The sequence below is a fragment of the Roseovarius nubinhibens ISM genome, assembly GCF_000152625.1.
GTDB lineage: Bacteria > Pseudomonadota > Alphaproteobacteria > Rhodobacterales > Rhodobacteraceae > Roseovarius > Roseovarius nubinhibens.
Map to the genome: position 1 here is coordinate 1789058 of NZ_CH724156.1, position 17802 is coordinate 1806859.

22 protein-coding genes are annotated in these 17802 nt (G+C 64.2%); 5 read left to right on the top strand and 17 right to left on the bottom strand.

Annotated elements, in window-relative coordinates; genetic code table 11:
• Positions 1–18: 18 nt before the first annotated feature.
• The 6 genes from ISM_RS08600 to pheS all read right to left on the bottom strand — a co-directional run bounded on the left by ISM_RS08600 (position 19) and on the right by pheS (position 4083).
• On the bottom strand, positions 19–300 hold the full coding sequence (locus ISM_RS08600; RefSeq protein ID WP_009813749.1) for a YrhK family protein: 282 nt from the start codon (positions 298–300) through the stop codon (positions 19–21).
• A gap of 99 nt (positions 301–399) precedes the next feature.
• The gene (locus ISM_RS18520) at positions 400–954 is read right to left on the bottom strand and encodes a hypothetical protein (RefSeq protein ID WP_040617974.1); all 555 of its coding nucleotides are present in this window, start codon (positions 952–954) and stop codon (positions 400–402) included.
• A complete protein-coding gene (locus ISM_RS18525; RefSeq protein WP_254655672.1) occupies positions 951–1547 on the bottom strand; it encodes a hypothetical protein in 597 nt (198 codons plus the stop codon). Before ISM_RS18525 ends, ISM_RS18520 begins: the two co-directional genes overlap by 4 nt.
• Positions 1544–2140 (bottom strand): hypothetical protein, encoded by a 597-nt coding sequence (locus tag ISM_RS18530; RefSeq protein ID WP_254655673.1) that lies wholly within the window; start codon positions 2138–2140, stop codon positions 1544–1546. The genes ISM_RS18525 and ISM_RS18530 overlap by 4 nt, the downstream gene beginning before the upstream one ends.
• 33 nt (positions 2141–2173) lie before the next feature.
• Positions 2174–2857 carry an imm11 family protein gene (locus ISM_RS08620; protein ID WP_009813755.1) on the bottom strand — a complete coding sequence of 228 codons (684 nt, stop codon included), beginning with the start codon at positions 2855–2857 and terminating at the stop codon, positions 2174–2176.
• A 155-nt stretch (positions 2858–3012) separates the two neighbouring features.
• On the bottom strand, positions 3013–4083 hold the full coding sequence (gene pheS / locus ISM_RS08625) for a phenylalanine--tRNA ligase subunit alpha (protein WP_009813756.1): 1071 nt from the start codon (positions 4081–4083) through the stop codon (positions 3013–3015).
• A gap of 221 nt (positions 4084–4304) precedes the next feature.
• Here pheS and ISM_RS08630 point away from each other — a divergent pair, with 221 nt between their 5' ends.
• Positions 4305–4568 carry a hypothetical protein gene (locus ISM_RS08630; RefSeq protein ID WP_009813758.1) on the top strand — a complete coding sequence of 88 codons (264 nt, stop codon included), beginning with the start codon at positions 4305–4307 and terminating at the stop codon, positions 4566–4568.
• A gap of 3 nt (positions 4569–4571) precedes the next feature.
• Here ISM_RS08630 and ISM_RS08635 read toward each other — a convergent pair whose 3' ends face one another.
• Positions 4572–5501: a fatty acid desaturase gene (locus ISM_RS08635; RefSeq protein ID WP_040618405.1), complete on the bottom strand. Its 930-nt coding sequence runs from the start codon at positions 5499–5501 to the stop codon at positions 4572–4574.
• A gap of 112 nt (positions 5502–5613) precedes the next feature.
• Between ISM_RS08635 and ISM_RS08640 the strand changes: the two genes are divergently transcribed.
• Together ISM_RS08640 and ISM_RS08645 are read left to right on the top strand one after the other, a co-directional pair.
• The gene (locus ISM_RS08640; RefSeq protein WP_009813760.1) at positions 5614–5967 is read left to right on the top strand and encodes a cupin domain-containing protein; all 354 of its coding nucleotides are present in this window, start codon (positions 5614–5616) and stop codon (positions 5965–5967) included.
• Positions 5964–7280: an NAD(P)/FAD-dependent oxidoreductase gene (locus ISM_RS08645; RefSeq protein ID WP_009813761.1), complete on the top strand. Its 1317-nt coding sequence runs from the start codon at positions 5964–5966 to the stop codon at positions 7278–7280. The genes ISM_RS08640 and ISM_RS08645 overlap by 4 nt, the downstream gene beginning before the upstream one ends.
• A gap of 19 nt (positions 7281–7299) precedes the next feature.
• Here the strand turns inward: ISM_RS08645 and ISM_RS08650 are convergent, their stop codons facing one another.
• From ISM_RS08650 to mbfA, 10 genes are all read right to left on the bottom strand, one after another.
• Positions 7300–8226 carry an alpha/beta fold hydrolase gene (locus ISM_RS08650; RefSeq protein ID WP_009813762.1) on the bottom strand — a complete coding sequence of 309 codons (927 nt, stop codon included), beginning with the start codon at positions 8224–8226 and terminating at the stop codon, positions 7300–7302.
• The gene (locus ISM_RS08655; protein WP_009813763.1) at positions 8223–9140 is read right to left on the bottom strand and encodes an ornithine cyclodeaminase family protein; all 918 of its coding nucleotides are present in this window, start codon (positions 9138–9140) and stop codon (positions 8223–8225) included. The genes ISM_RS08650 and ISM_RS08655 overlap by 4 nt, the downstream gene beginning before the upstream one ends.
• On the bottom strand, positions 9137–9754 hold the full coding sequence (locus tag ISM_RS08660) for an HAD family hydrolase (protein WP_009813764.1): 618 nt from the start codon (positions 9752–9754) through the stop codon (positions 9137–9139). The genes ISM_RS08655 and ISM_RS08660 overlap by 4 nt, the downstream gene beginning before the upstream one ends.
• Entirely contained in the window at positions 9751–10722 is a 972-nt protein-coding gene (locus tag ISM_RS08665; RefSeq protein WP_009813765.1) for a DMT family transporter, read from the bottom strand. Before ISM_RS08665 ends, ISM_RS08660 begins: the two co-directional genes overlap by 4 nt.
• Positions 10723–10851: 129 nt before the next feature.
• Positions 10852–11304, bottom strand: a complete 453-nt coding sequence (locus ISM_RS08670; protein WP_009813766.1) for a YaiI/YqxD family protein — start codon at positions 11302–11304, stop codon at positions 10852–10854.
• A 2-nt stretch (positions 11305–11306) separates the two neighbouring features.
• Complete coding sequence (sthA, locus tag ISM_RS08675; RefSeq protein WP_009813767.1) at positions 11307–12740, bottom strand: Si-specific NAD(P)(+) transhydrogenase; 1434 nt, start codon at positions 12738–12740, stop codon at positions 11307–11309.
• Between the two features lie 130 nt (positions 12741–12870).
• Positions 12871–13701, bottom strand: a complete 831-nt coding sequence (gene fghA, locus ISM_RS08680; RefSeq protein ID WP_009813768.1) for an S-formylglutathione hydrolase — start codon at positions 13699–13701, stop codon at positions 12871–12873.
• A 4-nt stretch (positions 13702–13705) separates the two neighbouring features.
• Positions 13706–14401, bottom strand: a complete 696-nt coding sequence (locus tag ISM_RS08685) for a nitroreductase family protein (protein ID WP_009813769.1) — start codon at positions 14399–14401, stop codon at positions 13706–13708.
• 12 nt (positions 14402–14413) lie between these two features.
• Positions 14414–15346 (bottom strand): AEC family transporter, encoded by a 933-nt coding sequence (locus ISM_RS08690; RefSeq protein WP_009813770.1) that lies wholly within the window; start codon positions 15344–15346, stop codon positions 14414–14416.
• Between the two features lie 367 nt (positions 15347–15713).
• A complete protein-coding gene (mbfA, locus tag ISM_RS08695) occupies positions 15714–16691 on the bottom strand; it encodes an iron exporter MbfA (protein ID WP_009813771.1) in 978 nt (325 codons plus the stop codon).
• A gap of 199 nt (positions 16692–16890) precedes the next feature.
• Here mbfA and ISM_RS18405 point away from each other — a divergent pair, with 199 nt between their 5' ends.
• Positions 16891–17055 (top strand): hypothetical protein, encoded by a 165-nt coding sequence (locus ISM_RS18405; protein WP_198011697.1) that lies wholly within the window; start codon positions 16891–16893, stop codon positions 17053–17055.
• A gap of 123 nt (positions 17056–17178) precedes the next feature.
• Positions 17179–17802, top strand: a complete 624-nt coding sequence (locus tag ISM_RS08700; protein ID WP_009813773.1) for a TetR/AcrR family transcriptional regulator — start codon at positions 17179–17181, stop codon at positions 17800–17802.

Below are 17802 nucleotides of genomic sequence, written 5' to 3' on the forward strand. Positions count from 1 at the left end.
CCCCGTCCGCCGACCAGCTCAGACGGTAAACCGCTTCGCCAGATGATCGGTGTCGCCCATGCTCGCCAGGCGGAGTTCCCGGACAAGGCGCAGGGTTGGTTTGAGGCAGAAAAAGCCCGAGCCGGCCACGAAGAGCCAGCGCGCGACGCCGTGCCAGTCGTCATACATGAACATCACCGAGCCGATCAGAAAACAGATGGCCGCGAGAAAGGCGATCACCGTATCGGCGATTTCAAAAGCTGCGTAGGTGCGGCGCGAGCGTTCGGATTTCGTCCGGTTGCGATGGGTGAACAGGCTCATCTCGATCCCTCCGTGTCTATGTCCTCATGTGGGTCAATGAGGGGACCGGGGGGTGAGTTCCATTTTCGGGCGCTTTGCGGTGCCTTGAGGGGGGATGGCCTAAAGACGCTCCCACACCGGGTTGCGATAGGTGCCGAGGAAGAGATCGGGCACATCGCCCTCGAAGGTGACGGTGGAGGGATAGGGATCGGTCATTGTAGGGGTGTAGGCGCTTCCGTCCATCAGCCAGAATATCATCATCACGACCGCGTCACGCCGCGCCTCGGTCCAGACCGGCATTTCAAATCCGGGCTCGGGGATGAACTGGCAGAAATACTCTTGGCCGAAGTCACGCAGAAATGCCGAAATCGCTTCCAGCCTTTCATCTACCGGTAATTCGGTGAGCAAAATACTAAAGCCGAGATGCGCCGCAACACGGCCGTACAGTCCATTTCCCCCCGTGATACGCAGCCGGAGCAGCCATTCTTCGCCCGGCGGCGCATAGATGAGAAGCTCGCGGTATTCACCTCTCTCTTCATACTGAGAGATGGCATGGGTCGCGCCAAGGCCGGTGGAGAGGTGGATCAGCCCGGTCGCTGGGTGATGTTTGCCAACCTCACATGACCCTCTCCAATAGTCCAACTCCGGCAGTTCCAAAGAACCCCATTCGATCATCGCGGCGGTCCTCCTTTGGTCGGGGGTGCCTCTCGCATGAGGCGCTCCCACGCCGGGTTGCGATAGGTGCCGAGGAAGAGATCGGGCACATCGCCCTTGAAGGTGACGGTGGAGGGGTAGGGATCGGAGAGTTTTGGGGTGTAGGCGCTTCCGTCCATCAGCCAGAAAATCATCATCACCACCGCGTCACGCCGCGCCTCGGTCCAGACCGGCATTTCAAATCCGGGCTCGGGGATGAATTGGCAGAAATACTCTTGGCCGAAGTCACGCAGAAATGCCATTTTTGCATTTACCTGTTCTTTTGGCGTTAATTCGAAGAGCAAACTGCTAAGGCCGAGATGCGCTGCAACACGGCCGTACAGTCCATTTGCCCCCCCGGTAATGCGCAGCCGGAGCAGCCATTCTTCGCCCGGCGGCGCATAGATAAGAAGTTCGCGGTATTCACCTCGCTCCTCATACTGTGAGATGGCATGGGTCGCACCAAGGCCGGTGGAGAGGTGGATCAGCCCGGTTGCTGGGTGATGTTTTCCAACCTCACATGACCCTCTCCAATAGTCCAAATCCGGCAGTTCCAAAGAGCCCCATTCGATCATCGCGGCGGTCCTCCTTTGGTCGGGGGTGCCTCTCGCATGAGGCGCTCCCACACCGGGTTGCGATAGGTGCCGAGGAAGAGATCGGGCACATCGCCCTTGAAGGTGACGGTGGAGGGGTAAGGGTCAGACAGTTTTGGGTTGCGCATGCTTGCCTCCATCAGCCAGAAAATCATCATCACGACCGCGTCACGCCGCGCTTCGGTCCAGACCGGCATTTCAAATCCGGGCTCGGGGATGAATTCTTGGCATCGATATTCCTGACCGAAATCACGCAGAAATGCCAACTCCGCTTGAACTGATTCTTCAGGAGATAAATCGAAAATAAGCGAGCGAATGCCAAGATGCGCTGCTATACGGCCGTGCAGTCCATTTCCACCCGTGACGCGCAGCCGGAGCAGCCATTCTTCGCCGGGCGGCGCATAGATGAGAAGCTCGCGGTTTAGACCTCTCTCCTCATAGCGTAAGGTGGCATGAGTCGCGCGCACGCCGGTGCGGCGGTGGATCAGCCCGGTTGCCGCGTGATGTTTTCCGACTTCCCTCCCGCCTTCCCAATAGTCCAACTCCGGCAGTTCCAAAGAGCCCCATTCGATCATCGCGGCGGTCCTCCTATGGTCGGGCGTGTCGTTTCAGACATCCTTCATCGGGTAATGCTTGGGCATTTTGAGACCCGCGTCGTGGATACGGGCGGCCAGCGTGTCTGAGAGGAAATACCAAGGGGAGTGGAGATATTCCTCACGCCAGAGATGGTGCGAGCCGATGGCCGCGCGCGACATGGCGGCGCCCTTCAGGTCGGCCCTGGATTTGCCTCTGATGCTATACCGAATATGATCCCCGATGCTTTTGTCCTCGGCGTGGCCCGGGTCGCACTCTTCGAGCCGAAAGCAATTCAGATGGCTGTGAACCACCATTCCGAAATAGGGCACCGGGTAGGGCTTATCCTTGGGTTGGATCAGTTCAATGGGCCAGAATTGATGTACCCCCGGCTCTAACTCTTCGATGATCTCTTTCAGCCGTATATCGACAGCGGCAAGCCGGTTTTCGAGAGAGATTAATGAGCAAAGCTCTTTATAGGTTTTTCTCAACCGAAACCGTTTTGGCCGCTCATGATCGGCGAGCCATCCCAGATCCTTTACAAATTTATCGCTGAACTTGGTCCAAGGGACGCCACCCATCCCGGAATTCAATTCATTCTGTTCGTCCTCGGTCAGGACCGAATAGAAATAATTCTCGATGGCTTCATCATATCCAATTGTGTCCGCATCAGGCGAGGCTGCCCCAAATGTGCTCGAACTCAACACTCCCCAGGTCATACACAGCTCACAACTGACACCACACACACGCCCGGAACCGCCCGGCCGCCGGGGCAGTCTAGCGGATTTCGGGCGTGACGAAAGCCGGTTTGGGCTGACAGGCCTTCGGGGCGCGCCGTGGGGGCGTCAGTTGATCTGCGGTGATGGCCGGGGGGTTAGCGCGACAACCCGCCGTGCAGCGTCGGCACGTCGAGCGCGGCAAAGCCGTAGTGGCGCAGCCAGCGCAGATCGCTGTCGAAGAAGGCGCGCAGATCGGGGATGCCGTATTTCAGCATGGCGATCCGGTCGATGCCCATGCCGAAGGCAAAGCCCTGCCATTCCGCCGGATCGACGCCGGCGGATTTGAGCACATGCGGGTGCACCATGCCGGAGCCCAGCACTTCGAGCCAATCGTCGCCTTCGCCCACTTTCACGGTGCCGCCTTCAAAGCTGCACTGGATGTCGACCTCGGCGGAAGGTTCGGTGAAGGGGAAATGCGAGGCGCGGAAGCGGGTTTTGACCTCGGTGCCGAAATAGGCGGTGAAAAATTCCTCGAGCACCCATTTCAGATTGGCCATGGAGATGTCGCGGTCGATGGCGAGGCCTTCGATCTGATGGAACATGGGGGTGTGGGTCTGATCGTAATCGGCGCGGTAGACGCGGCCCGGGCAGATGATCCGCGTGGGCGCGCCAGAGGCCTCCATCGAGCGGATCTGCACCGGCGAGGTATGGGTGCGCAGCACATGCGGCGGGCGGTCGTCGCCCTCGGCGCGGTGCATGTAGAACGTGTCCATCTCGGCGCGGGCCGGGTGATGGCCGGGGATGTTCAGCGCGTCGAAATTATACCAGTCGGTTTCGACCTGCGGGCCTTCGGCCACGGCAAAGCCCATATCGGCAAAGATCGCGGTGACCTCTTCGGTGACCTGGCTCACCGGGTGGATGCTGCCCTGACGGCGGGGCCGGGCGGGCAGGGTCACGTCGAGCCATTCGCTGCGCAGCCGTTCGTCGAGCGCAGCGTCCGAGAGCGCCTGTTTCTTGGCGGCCAGCGCCGAGTTGATCTCGTCCTTGAGCGCGTTGAGCTTGGGACCCGCGACTTGGCGTTCCTCGGGGGACATGCGGCCCAGCTCGCGCATCTGGAGGCTGACCTCGCCCTTCTTGCCCACGGCCTGCACGCGGAGCGTTTCGAGCGCGGCTTCGTCACCGGCCTCGGCAATCAGGGTAAGGTATTTGCTGCGCAGCTCATCCATGGGTCAGGTGCTTTCGATGTCTTCCGTCGCTGACCTGCTAATGCCATGGCGGCGCGATTGCAAGATTGCCCTGTGCGGCAGGGGGCGGCGGGGCCGGGAAAGGCGCAAAGCGTCTCAAATCCGCGACGATCTCCGCAGCTTTGCCATGATTGCGCCGTGGCGCGGGCCGTCCCCGGCGCGAGGCTTTGGCCCGGGGGCGTAATCTTGGTGGAGTGGATGCGATGAAACGGTTGGATGTGATGGCGGCGGTGCTGAGTGCGGGGCTGGGGATCGGTCTGGCGGGCGGGGCCCTGGCCTTTGGCGGATCGGGGGCGAAACAGGTCACCGCGCCGCCGCCCGATTATCTCGGGCAATGGTATATTTCGGGCGGCTGTTCCTATAGCCGGGCGCAGGCGCCGGGCTATCCGGTGCATTGGGTGTTGATCCTCAACCCGCATCATCTGGGTCAGGGGCCCGCGCCCAAATATTGTCCCTATCGGCTCTGATCCTTAGCGGCTCTGATCCCCTAGCGTGCCGGTATAGTCGCGGGTGAAGCGCGCGTAGCCCTCGGAGGTGACGCGCAGATCCTCGGCCATCAGGCGGTTGAGCTCGGGGAGCCGGTGAAAGGGCACATTGGGCAGGGAATGATGTTCGATGTGATAGGGCATGTTCCACGCCAGATACCGCACCGCCCGGTTGGTATAGGTGGTGCGGGTGTTTTCGAGCATATTCGCCACGAAGGCACAGCGCCCATGTTCGGCCAGCAGATAGAGCCGCAGGGCGGGCTGGCCCAGCAGCAGCGGCAGGAGCCAGACCCAAAAGAGCAGCGGCGAGATCAGCAGGCTCGCCCCGGTCAGCGCGTAGAGCGCCAGCATCACCCGCGCCTCGCGTCGGATGCGGGGCCGGGCGCGGGCCGGGATATAGGGGGCGGGATCGCGGTCGCGCGCATTGTGCAGGATCTGCCCCAGCATGCCCCACCAATAGGGCAGGCCGGAGACATGGATCAGATAGGCGCGCCAGGTCTCGGGCTTGGCGCCCGAGAGCAGTTCGGGGTCACGTTCCGGGTCGTTGGTGTGGCGGTGATGGGCGAGGTGGAAATAGCGAAACCAGGTGAAAGGCAAAAGGATCAGCAGCCCTGACAGATGGCCCGCCGCCTCGTTGAGCCAGGGCGTCGCGAAGGGCGTCTTATGCGTGGCCTCATGTTCCAACGTGAAGAGAAAGCACAGTGCGATCCCCTGCACGGGCAAGAGCGCCCACCAGAGCACCCAGCCCTGCGCGATCCAGATCCCCAGCCCAAGGATGAGCCCGCCATGGCCCGCCAGATGCCAGAGCCCGGGCGCGTCCGCCGTGCGGTTGAGCCGGGCCAGCGTCTCGGCCCCGAGCCGGGCGGCGACGCTGCGGTGATCCGGGGCGGGGCTGTGCTGCGATGTCTTGGACATGGGGCCGTCCTCCGTGGTCATGACTGGGTCTGTTTCCCGCGTCTCTGTACACTCTTGTCCAGAGCAAGGTTAACGCCTATGCTAGGCGCGGTTTGCCAAGGAGGAAAGAGATATGAGCCAGCCGCGCAGTGTTCCCTTCGATGCGTTGAGCTTTGTGCCGCGCTTTGCCTATGGCGAGATGGCGCAAGCCGCCGAGGTGGCGGGGAGCGCCGATGACACCGATCTTGGCGCCGGGTTTGTTCGGCTGAGCCGCGCCGATATTCCGTGGCAGATCAAATATGACGAGGTGATCCTCGTCCTTGAGGGCGAGATCGACGTGGTCTGTGATGGCGAGGTGCTGCACGCGGGCCCGCGCGATTGCATCTGGCTGCCCAAGGGGACCGAGCTGCGCTATCGCAGCGACGAGGCGCTGGTGTTCTACGCGATCACGCCCGCGGATTGGGCGGTGCGCGAGGGCCAGTCATGATGATCGCCCGGCTGCCGCGCGACGATCGCAGCAACGGCTGGAGCGCGATTTTGCCCGAGCGGGTGGCGGCCTCGCCGCTGATGGGCGATGTGACGGCGGATTGGGTCGTGGTCGGGGCGGGCTATGCCGGCTTGGCGGCGGCGCGGCGGCTGGCCGAGCTGCGGCCAGAGGCGCATGTGGTGCTTATCGAGGCGGGGGAGGTGGGCGAGAACGCCTCGGGGCGCAATTCCGGCTTTGCCATCGACCTGCCGCATAATGTCGGCTCGTCATTGGATGAGCTGGAGGGATCGCATCGCTTCATGGGGTTGGCGCGATTCGCGATTGCGCAGCTCGACGGGCTGGTCGAGCGCCATGGCATCGCCTGCGACTGGTCGCCCGATGGCAAATATCACACGGCGGTGTCGGAGCGCGGGGTGAAAGAGGTGCTCGAGCCCTTTGCCCGCGAGCTTGAGGCGCTGGGCGAGCCGTTTGAATGGGTGCGCGGCAAGGCGTTGCAGTCGGCGCTAGGCAGTCCGCATTTCACCGCCGCCGTGCACACGCCGGGCGGGCGGTTGATGAATCCCGCCGCGCTCTGCCGGGGGCTGGCGGACAGCCTGCCGGACAACGTGACGCTCTATGAGAATTGCCCGGTGCTGGCGATCACCCCGGGGGCGGTGATCCGTCTCGAGACCAAGGGCGGCAGCATCACCGCGCCGCGGATGATCATGGCGGCGAACGGCTTTGCCGAGCAGTTCGGGTATTATCAGAAGCGGTTCCTGCATCTGGTCGCCCATGCCAGCCTGTCGCGGCCCCTGACGGCGGGCGAGCGGGCGCGCTATGGCGTGGCGCGGCCCTGGGGGCTGACCCCGGCCAATGCCTTTGCGGGCATCACCATGCGCTACACCAACGACCATCGGCTGCTGATCCGGCAGGGGCTCGCCTATTGCCCGTCGCAGCGCTTTGACGAGGCGCGGCGCAAGGCGGTGGCGGCGCAGCACAAGCGGCTTTTCGATGCGCGGTTTCCGGGGCTGGAAGAGGTCGAGATGGCGCATACTTGGTCGGGCTTTGTCTGCCTGTCGCGCAATGCCGCGCCGGGGTTCGGGCAATTGGCCGAGAATGTCTGGGGCGCGGTCTGTCAGAACGCGGTGGGGGTCACCAAGGGCACCTTTGGCGGCACGCTGGCGGCGGAGATGGCGCTGGGCGAGGACAATGCGTTGATCGCCGATATGCAGAGCCTTGGCGCGCCGACGCCCCTGCCGCCGCGCCCGTTTCTCGATCTCGGTGTGCGGACCCGGTTTCAATGGGAGCTCTGGCGCAACCGGCACGAGGCCTGAGACAGGGTGCCTGAGGGCGTTAGCGGCGCAGATCGGCGGCGTCGAGCGCGGCGGTGACCGCCGGGCTATGGGTATAGGCGAGCGCATGGCCCGCCTCGGGGATGATCACGTTGCGCGCGCCCGGGTTGAGCGCGGCGAGCCTTTCGGCACCGGCGACCGGGATCACCTCATCCTCGGCGGCCCAGATGGCGAGCAGGGGCGTGCCGGCCTCGGCGATCTTGCGATGGGCCTCGGTCAGGTCGTGGTCGAGCATGTGATGCAGCGAAGAGGTCACGGCGGGGATGAAGCCGCGATAGCGCAGCTCGTTGAGCTGCAGGGGCACGACATTGGGGATCTGGGAGGTTTCGATGTCACGCTCGGCCTCGACCGAGGCGCGGAAAGAGCGGGCATAGGTCAGATGCATCAGCCAGCGCCCGACCCAGTTGTGATTGGCCACGAGCCGCGCCACAGGGCCGAGATCATGGCCAAGCCCGGCGGGGGCGAGCAGGATCAGGTCGCGCACCAGATCCGGGTGGCGGGCGCTCCAGGCGGTGGCGATGGCGCCGCCCATGGAATAGCCCATCACCGTGGCCGGACCGCGCAGCCCGAGATGATCGAGCAGCTCTGACAAATGCGACAGGAAGAATTCCTCGTCCTGCGCGCCGCCAGGCCGGTCGGAATAGCCGCGCCCGTAATGGTCATAGCTCAGCGTGCGAAAGCCTTGCCCGTTGAGGTGATCGGCGATGGGGGTCCAGACAAAGCTCGGCGTGGTGAGCCCGTGGATGAGGATCACCAGCGGGCCATCCTCGGGACCGGCGAGCCGGTAATGGGTGCGTCCGCGCGGCAGGTCGGCAAATTCTCCGGGGGCGGATTGCCGGGCTTCGGCCCCCATGGCGGGGCGCAGCCGGTCGCGGGCGAAAGGCGCCAGCGCGATGAGCGCCGCGACGGAGGCCAGCCCCCAGATCACGCGGCGGCCTGCCAGGCGTCGAGGATATAGCGCGAGGTCATCAGGTCGAGATGCGCGCCGCCGCCGTTCTTGAAGAGGGTGATGTCATCGTCGCTCTGCCGGGAGAAGGCGTCGAGCGTGTAGTAATCGGCGAGCAGGTGATCGCGGCTGATCGCGCCGGAGGCCAGCGGAATCTTGATCTCGCCGATGTGGTCGACCGTGGTGTCAAAACTGTCGACAAAGACCCGGGCGCGTTGCAGGCCCGCGTTGTCCACTTCGCGCATGTCGGGGCGGTAGGCGCCGATGAGGTCGATATGCTGGCCCGGTTGGAACCATTCGCCGCGCAAAACCGGCTCGGTCGACATGGTGGCGGAGGTGACGATGTCGGCGCCGCGCACGGCAGTTTCCAGATCCTCGGCCACGCGCAGGCCGGGGCAGTCGGCAACCATCGCCTCGGCGTTCTTGGTGGTGCGGTTCCAGACGGTGAACCGCGCCTCGGGGAAGGCCGAGGAATAGGCGGCAAAGAGATTGCGCCCGACGGTGCCGGCGCCGACGATGAGGATTTCGCGGCTGTCGGGACGGGCCAGTTTGGTCGCGGCAAAGAGGCTGTCGCCGGCGGTTTTCCATTTCGTCACGAGGTGAAAATCAATCAGTGCCTCGAGCGTGCCATCGCCATCGGCATAGAGGCAGACCGCGCCATTGATCATCGGGTCGCCCTTGGCCGGGTTGCCGGGGAAGATCGTGGCGGATTTGACCGCGATCCCCATGCCGTCGATCCAGGCCGAGCGCGACAGGAGCGTGTCCGGATCGCGGTAGAGGAAGGTGTCGCCGATCTCGGCCTTGGGCAGCTTATGCCCGGCCTCGAACGCGGCGCAGAGCCCCTGCCAGCTCAGCTTGGCCTCACCTTCGGCAAAGGGGATGTGGGTAAAGCTCATTGCGCCTGCTCCTTGGTCAGTAGCCCGTGGCGGACGAGGCAATCGGCCCAGCCTTGCGGGGTGGTGAAAAGATGGGTCTGCCAGCCGCGCGCGGCGGCGGTGGCGATATTGTCGTCGCGGTCATCGGCGAAGAGCAGGCTCTGGGGCGCGAGGCCGCAATCGGCCTCGACCGCCGCATAGATCGCCGGGTCCGGCTTGGCGAGTTTCATCTCGCCCGAGATATAGCGCCGGTCGAAGAGGTCGAGAAAGGGGTAGACCGCGACCGAGAGCGGGAAGTTCTCTGCGCCGAAATTCGACAGGGCAAAGACCGGGATGCCGCGCGATTTAAGCGCCTTCAAAAGCCGCACGGAATGGTCGATCGAGGGCGTCGCCAGATCGGCCCATTCATCGCGCAGGATCGCCAGTTCGTCCGCCCAGTCGGGCGTGGCCTCGGCGGCCTCGGAGATCGTGTCGTGGAAATGCGCGCCCGCGTCGATGCGGTTCATCAGGTCGTAGACATCGAAGGCGGCAAAGAAGGCGCGGCGGCGGTCGGGGCCGATGCGCCGGTCGTAATGCACCTCGGGGGCCCAGCGGATCAGCACATTGCCAATGTCGAAAAGAACGGCGGAAATCATGTGTTGGAATAGACTTTCGTATCGGGGCGGGGCGCCGGGCGGCGCCGGGTTTCGAGATAGATCATGGCGAGGCCAGAGCCGAGGATCAAGGCGATCCCGACCCAGGTCGAGACGCCGGGGAAGGTGCCAAAGACCACCACGCCCCAGATCACCGCCATCGGCATCGACACATATTCAAAGGGCGCGGCAAAGGCGGCCTCGGCGATGCGATAGGCCTGCGAGATGAGAAAGCCGCCGATGATGCCCGAGGTGCCGAGCATCACGAAGATCGGGATGTCGGCGGGATCGAGCGGCGCCCAGGCGCGCAGCAGGAAGGTCAGCACCTCGGGCGCGTCCGAGGCAAAGCGCCCGTCGCCGATGGCCAGCCCCACCGTGGCGCTCACCGTCATGAAGGAGATGAGAATCCAGAAGGTCATAGTGCCGGCGCTCTCGGTGCCGCCGATGCGCCGCGCGATGATATGCATGAGCGCATAGAGCGCGGCCGAGATGGCGGGCAGGATGGCGGCGATCTGAAAGGCCGATGTGCCGGGTTTGACCATGATCAGCACGCCAAGCAGGCCGATGGCGATGGCCGCCCAGCGGCGCGGGCCCACATGTTCGCCCAGAAAGATCACCGAAAAGACGGCGATGACCAGTGGCGACACGAAAAAGATCGCCACCGCATCGGCGATCGGCAGCGACGCGAGGCCGAGAAAGAGAAAGCTGTTGGCGGCCACCACGCAGAGGCCGCGCGCCAGATGCCAATGCAACAGACGGGTGCGCATGGTTTTGAGCCCGCCCGAGATCGGCATGATGATCAGCGCAAAGGTCAGGATGCCGATGAGCGAGCGGTAGAAGACGATCTGATGCAGCGCATAGGTGTCGGAGAGGAACTTGATGCCCACGTCATTGAGCGAAAAGCACATGGCGGCGACGGTGGCGCAGAGGGCACCTTTGAGATTGCTGTTTGAAATACTGGCGCTGGTCATGGAAATCCTCCCGCCGCCGGAGCGGCTGGCGCGAGGAAACGCGAGGCGGGCGGGATTGTAAAGGGTCGGGCCGGTGGGTTTTGCCCGCCGCTGGGGATTTGGGTATTTCCAACCAGAAAGAGCCGCGGCTCAGCCCGCGCGGGCGGCGCGGCGCAGCGCCTGTTCGAGCGCGTCGAGAAAGCGCGAGCGGTCGGCTTTGGAAAACCCCTTGCCGCCGCCTTGGCGGAACGGGTCGGCAGCGCGCAGATCGGCCATCAGATCGCGGGTGGCGAGCACATTGCCGATATTGGCGGCGGTCAGCGGCTCGCCATTATGTTTGAGCACCTCGGCCCCGGCCTCGACGCATTTGGCGGCGAGGGGGATGTCGCCGGTCACCACCACATCGCCCGGACCGGCGCGGTCGGCGATCCACATATCGGCCACGTCGGGGCCTTCGGGGACGATGACATTTTCCACCAGCGGGTTGGGCGAGGGGCGCAGCCCGCCGTTGGAGACGATGAAGATCCGCGTCTTGTGGCGGGTGCCGACGCGTTCGGCCTCGGCTTTGACCGGGCAGGCGTCGGCATCGACATAGATCGCCATGCTCAGTCCGCCTCTGGTTTTGGCGGTTTGAATTCCTCGGGGATCGGCATCCGGTTGAAGGCGTCGAGACCGGCGATCTTATAGGCTTCGGCCAGGGTCGGATAGTTGAACGTGTTCTGGACGAAGTAATCCACCGTGCCTTTGAGGTTGAGCACCGCCTGGGCGATATGGATGAGCTCGGTCGCGCCCTCGCCGACGATCTGCACCCCGAGCACCCGGCGGGTCTTCAGCGAGAAGAGCATTTTCAACATGCCATGTTCGAGCCCCATGATATGGCCGCGCGAGGTTTCGCGGAAGCGCGCGATGCCGACCTCATAGGGAATGCCGCGCTCCTGCATTTCTTCTTCGGACATGCCGCAGGTGGAAATCTCGGGCACGGAATAGATGCCATAGGGATACCAGGGGCTCTCGCTCAGGGTGGGGACGCCGAGCGCGTGGCAGGCGGCGACGCGGCCCTGTTGCAGCGAGGTGGAGGCGAGGCTCGGGTGGCCGATGACATCGCCTGCGGCATAGATATGGCCGAGCTTGGTCTGGTAGGTCTTGCGGTCGACCTCGATGCGGCCGCGATGATCGGTTTCGAGCCCGACGGCAGAGAGGTTGAGCTTTTGCGTGGCGCCCATCCGGCCGGCGGCAAAGAGCAGCATTTCCGAGCGCACATGGCGGCCATTGCCCATGGTGATCTCGACATGATCGCCCGCGTCCTCGATTTTCTCGATAGGTGAGCCTAGGCGGAGATCGACGCCGTTTTCGCGGATCTGATGGGTGAATTCCTGAATGAGCGTGCGGTCGATGAAGTCGAGAAAGCTGTCGCGCGGCTCGATCAGGGTGACGCGCACGTCGAGGGCGGCGAACATCGTGGCATATTCGACGCCGATGACGCCGGCGCCGACCACGGTGAGGCTGCGCGGGATGCGGGCCAGTTCGAGGAACTCGTCGCTGTCGACGATGGTGGTGCCGTTGAAGGGCACGTAATCGGGCCGGTAGGTGCGGGTGCCGGTGGAGATCAGGAAGCGGTCGGCGGTGAGGCTGGTGGTCTCGCCCGCCTCGGTGGCCACTTCCACCGTCTTGGGGCCAGTGAACCGCGCCAGCCCGTTGAGCGTGTCGACATGGTTGCGGTTGAACTGATGTTCGAGCACGTCGACCTCGTAATCGAGCGTCATATGCAGGCGCGATTTAAGGTCCTGCGCCTCGATGTCGTCCTTCACCCGGTAGGAGCGGCCATAGAAGCTGCGTTCGCGCCAGCCGGAGAGGTTGAGCACCGTTTCACGCAGGGTTTTCGACGGGATCGTGCCGGTATGGACCGAGACGCCGCCGAGCCGGTCCTTGCGGTCGATGACCAGCACGCGGCGTTTGAGCTTGCCCGCCTGAATGGCGGCAGAGCGTCCGGCGGGGCCGGAGCCGATGATGATGAGATCGTAATGGGTGGCACTCGACATGGGCAGCCTCGTCTGGGTCAACTCGGGGCGACCCTAAGAGGCAGGCCTCAGCCCCGCAAGGGCAGGGTGCGCCCCGCGCCGGGATGTTTGCGACGCGGGGGCTGGGTTTGCTCGAATTTTGGGCGGGCGATCAGCCGTAGAGCGCCTCGGCATGGAAGGCGACGTGATCTTCCATGAAGGTGGAGACGAAGAAATAGCTGTGGTCATAGCCCGGCTGCATCCGCATCGTGCCTTGCTGCCGGCGGGCGGCGGCGGCCTCGAAGAGGGCTTCGGGTTTCAGCAGGTCGAGGAATTGATCCTTGGTTCCGGTGTCGGTGAGCACCGGCCCGTCGAAACCGGCCTCGCGCATCAGCAGCGTGGCATCATGGGCGGCCCAGGTCGCCTCGTCCTCGCCGAGATAGGCGCCGAGCTGTTTGCGGCCCCAGTCCGAGGCGCTCGGATGGGCGATGGGGGCGAAGGCCGAGACCGAGCGGAACCGGCCCGGCAGACCCATCGCCAGCGTCAGCGCGCCATGACCGCCCATCGAATGGCCGGTGATCGCCTGACGGTCGAGGTCGATGGCGAAATTCTCGCCTAGAAGCGCGGGCAGCTCTTCGGCCACATAGTCCCACATGCGGAAATGCGGGGCCCAGGGGTCCTGGGTCGCGTTGACGTAGAACCCCGCGCCCTTGCCGAGATCATAGGCCTCGTCATCGGCCACGGCCTCGCCGCGCGGCGAGGTGTCGGGAAAGACCAGCGCGATGCCCTGTTCGGCGGCCCAGGTCTGGGCCCCGGCCTTGGTCATGGCGTTTTCATGGGTGCAGGTCAGCCCCGAGAGATACCACAGCACCGGCACCGGCCCGTCGCGGGCCTCTTCGGGCAGGAAGAGACCAAAGGTCATGTCGCAGGCGCAGGCAGAGGAGGCGTGGGTGTAGACGCCCTGGGTGCCGCCAAAACAGGCGTTTTCGGATTGGGTCTGCATGGTGTCAGTCCTTTTGGTTCGTGTCGCCCTGATGGGCTGTCATGAGCGCGGCGAGCGGTTTGCGTTTGCGCGCCGCCGCCGGGGTGGTTGCCTCAGCACTAGCATGGCCGACGGTGAGGATCATCACCGGTTTTTCGCTCTCGGGGCGGTCGAGCAGCCCGTTGAGGAATTTCATCGGGTTGGGCGTATGGGTGAGACAATAGAGCCCGGCGCGGTGCAGCGCGGTGATCAGCATGCCGGTGGCGATGCCGACGCTTTCGGGCACATAGTAATGTTTGGCGCGGCTGCCATCAGGGGCGGTGCCGTAGCGCTGGGCAAAGATCACGATGAGCCAGGGCGCGGTGGTCAGATGCGGTTTCGACGCGTCGGTGCCGATGGGTTCGAGCGCGGCGAGCCAGGCATCGCCGCCGCCGCCCGCGTAGAAGGCGCGCTCCTCTTCCTCGGCGGCCTCGCGGATGCGGGATTTGAGCGCCGGATCGGAGATGGCGGCGAAATGCCAAGGCTGCTGATTGGCCCCCGAGGGCGCGGTGCCGGCGGCGCGAATGCAGGTCTCGATGATTTCGTAAGGCACCGGCCGGTCGGAAAAATCGCGCACCGAGGCGCGGGTTTCCAGCGAGGCGAGGAAATCGCGCGCCTCGCGCAGGGCGTCCTCGTCGCTGAGCGGTGCGCGCGGCGGCAGGGGCTGGGGGCTATAGGACATGGGCGGGCCGTTTCAGTAGAGCGTGTTGGCCCAGCCGATGACCAGCGACAGGGTCACCACGGCGAGGGCGGTGGAGATCAGGATCGAGGCCGAGACGCGCTGGGGCGCGACGCCGTAATGCTGGGCCAGGATATAGACATTGCCCGCCACCGGCAGGGCGGCGGCGGCGATCATCACTGCGGCCGGATAGGGCGCGATGGGAAAGAGAACGAGCGCCGCCACAGCGACGGCAGCCGGGTGCAGCACCAGTTTGCAAAACGACAGATAGCCCGCGATCACCGGCCGTTCGGCGGATTTCGAGGCGAGCGACGCGCCGATGGCAAAGAGCGCACCGGGGGTGGCGGCGCCGCCCAGCAGCACGAGGAAATCATTGGCGACCGAGGGCAGCGGCCAGCCCGAGGCCGACCACGAGAGGCCGAGCACGATCGACACGATCATCGGGTTCTTGAGCAGGCCGATGCCCACCGTGCCGAGCACCGCCAGCGACATCCGTCCGTCGCGCGAGCCGGTGATCAGGATCACGATCAGAGAGCCAAAGACCATGAGATCGACCGCAAGCACCATCATCACCGGCGCGATGGCGGCTTCGCCCATCAGCATGGCGAGCATTGGCAGGCCGAGAAAGCCCACATTGCCGATCACCGCGCATTGCGCCTCGACCGCGGCTTCGGCGACGGACAGGCGGCGCAGGATCGCGATGAGCGTGGCGAGCAGATAGATGGCGAGCGAGGCCAGCGCATAGGCCAGGACGAAATCGAGATCGAAGGCTTCGGCGAGGCTGAGATTGGCGGAGAATCGCAAGAGCATCGCCGAGAGGGCGAAGTAGAAGACGAATTTGGTGAGCCATGCGGTGGCGGCCTCGGGAAAGAAACCGGAGCGCCCAGCGCCATAGCCAAGGCCGATGATCAGGAAGAACGGGATGGTCTGAAGAAATACGGCCAGCATGGCCGTTTGGTAGCATGTTGCGCGGCGGGGGCAAATGCTATTCGCCGCGCCGAGAGAGCCGCCAAAAGAAACGACCGGACGGTTGCCCGCCCGGCCGCAGTTCGTTGATTTCGGTCGCTTATGACGGGCAAGGGAGGAGGTATGCACGCCATCGAAACCGTTCCGGCGACCCCTGCTAAATGGGAGGAGGAGGCAGAAGCCGTCCGGTTGAGTTGATCATTGCCGCATCGCGGCGCGATTCGGAATTGTTCACGCTGCATCTGCGAGAAAAAAGCGGAGGACTGCTTAAAACTTAACCAAAATACCGTGACCTGTCATAAGATTAAACGCTTCTTGCCCAGATTCTGCAGATGCGAGAGGATTCTGCTCAGCCCGAACCGATCAACACCCCGGCCGCAAAGACCAGCGCCCCGCCGAGCACCACTTGAAAGGCCGCGCGAAAGAAGGGCGTCTCCATAAAGCGGTTCTGAATCCAGGCGATGGCCCAGAGTTCGATGACCACGACGATCATGGCGATTACGGTGGCGGTCCAGAAATCGGTGATGAGATAGGGGAGCGCGTGGCCAAGCCCGCCGATCGTCGTCATCAGGCCCGAGGCAAAGCCCCGTTTCACCGGGCTGCCGCGGCCCGACAATTCGCCATCATCGCTGGCGGCTTCGGTAAAGCCCATGGAAATGCCTGCGCCGACAGAGGCGGCCAGACCGACGAGAAAGGTGGTCCAGGTGTCCTGCGTGGCAAAGGCGGTGGCAAAGATCGGCGCGAGGGTCGAGACCGAGCCATCCATCAGCCCGGCGAGGCCCGGCTGCACCCAGGTCAGGATGAACTGCCGGTGGGCCTTGCGGTCTTCGCCTTGGCGGCTCTCGGGGTCGAGATGGGTTTCGGCCAGGGTCTCGGCGCTGTTCTGGTGACCGGCCTCGGCGGCGGCGAGATCGCCGAGCAGCTTGCGGGTGGCGGCGTCTTGGGTGCGGGCGGCGGCCTTGCGATAGAAGGCCTCGGCGTCGCGTTCCATTGCGGCGGCCTCGTCGCGGATGCGGTCGAGCCCGAGGCTCTGGGTGAGCCAGACCGGGCGGCGGGCGTGAAAGCCTGCCACATGTTCGCGGCGGATGAGCGGGATCACCTCGCCAAAGCGGCTTCGGTGCAGGTCGATGAGGGCGCGACGATGCGTATCTTCCTCGGCGGCCATGCCATCGAAGAGCCGCGCGCTGTCGGGGAAATCGGGGCGCAGCCGTTCGGCATAGAGCCGGTAGATGCGGGCGTCGTCCTCTTCGGAGGAAATGGCCAGCGCCAGCACCTCTTGTTCCGAGAGGTCGGCGAAGCGGCGGCGGTTGGAGAGGACGGGGATCATGAGAGCTCGCATTTCGATCAATTAGAATGATTCTAAACTAGCCGCTCGGGCCCGTTTTGCAAGGGGATTTCGCGGGGTGCAGGGCGGGGATGTAAAAAAGTGAACCGATTAGTTCAAAAACTACTTGCGTCAGGCTGCGCATCTCCTACATGAAGTGAACAGAAGGGTTTAGACAGCATGCCTGACGGAGCATATGACCATGAAACGCCTCATTCCCGCCCTCGCCATTGGCCTCACCTTGATCTCGGCCGCCCTGCCTGTTCATGCGCTCAGCCTGGACGCGGGCAATGTCACCCCGACGATCAGTTTTCCGGCACCCGCGGCTGACACTGTCACCCGCGATGCAGGACGCCCGGCCCATTGACCGGGCAGGACAGCGGGCTGAGGCTCCTCCGAGGTCCGCTGTCGCCATATTTCTGGGGGTTTGCCTTGCTCGCCCCCCGCTCGCACCTGTAAGGTCGGATGACTTCGGACCACGGGGAATTTGATGGCGAGCACACAGGCCGAAATCAAGAAGGGCAGAAAATTCGATCAGGTGCTGGAAGGCGCCCGGGTCGTGTTCATGCGGGACGGGTTCGAAGGCGCGAGCGTCGACGATATTGCCCGCGTGGCCGGCGTCTCCAAAGCGACGCTCTATGCCTATTTTCCTGACAAGCGGCTGCTCTTTTCCGAGGTGGCCCGGATCGAGTGCAACCGTCAGGCCGAGGCGGCGCTTGGCCATATGGATATCACCGCGCCGGTGCGTGAGACGCTCTGTGCGGCGGGCGAGCGGCTCGTCTGTTTCTTCCTGTCGGAGTTCGGGCAGCAGATGTACCGGGCCTGCGTCGCCGAATCGCATCGCTTTCCCGAACTGGGGCGGCGGTTCTATGCGTCGGGTCCGATGATGCTCAAACAGCGGTTGGGCGCGGTGCTCGAGGCCTATGTGGCGCGGGGCGATCTGGTGATCGAGGATATGGATCTCGCCACCAGCCAATTTGCCGAGCTCTGCAAGGCGGATATGTTCGTGCGCTGTCTCTGCGGCATCGACTGCGACCATGATCAGGCCGATATCGACCGGGTGGTGCAGGGGGCGGCAGATATGTTTCTGGCCCGCTACGGGGCCAGAAACTAA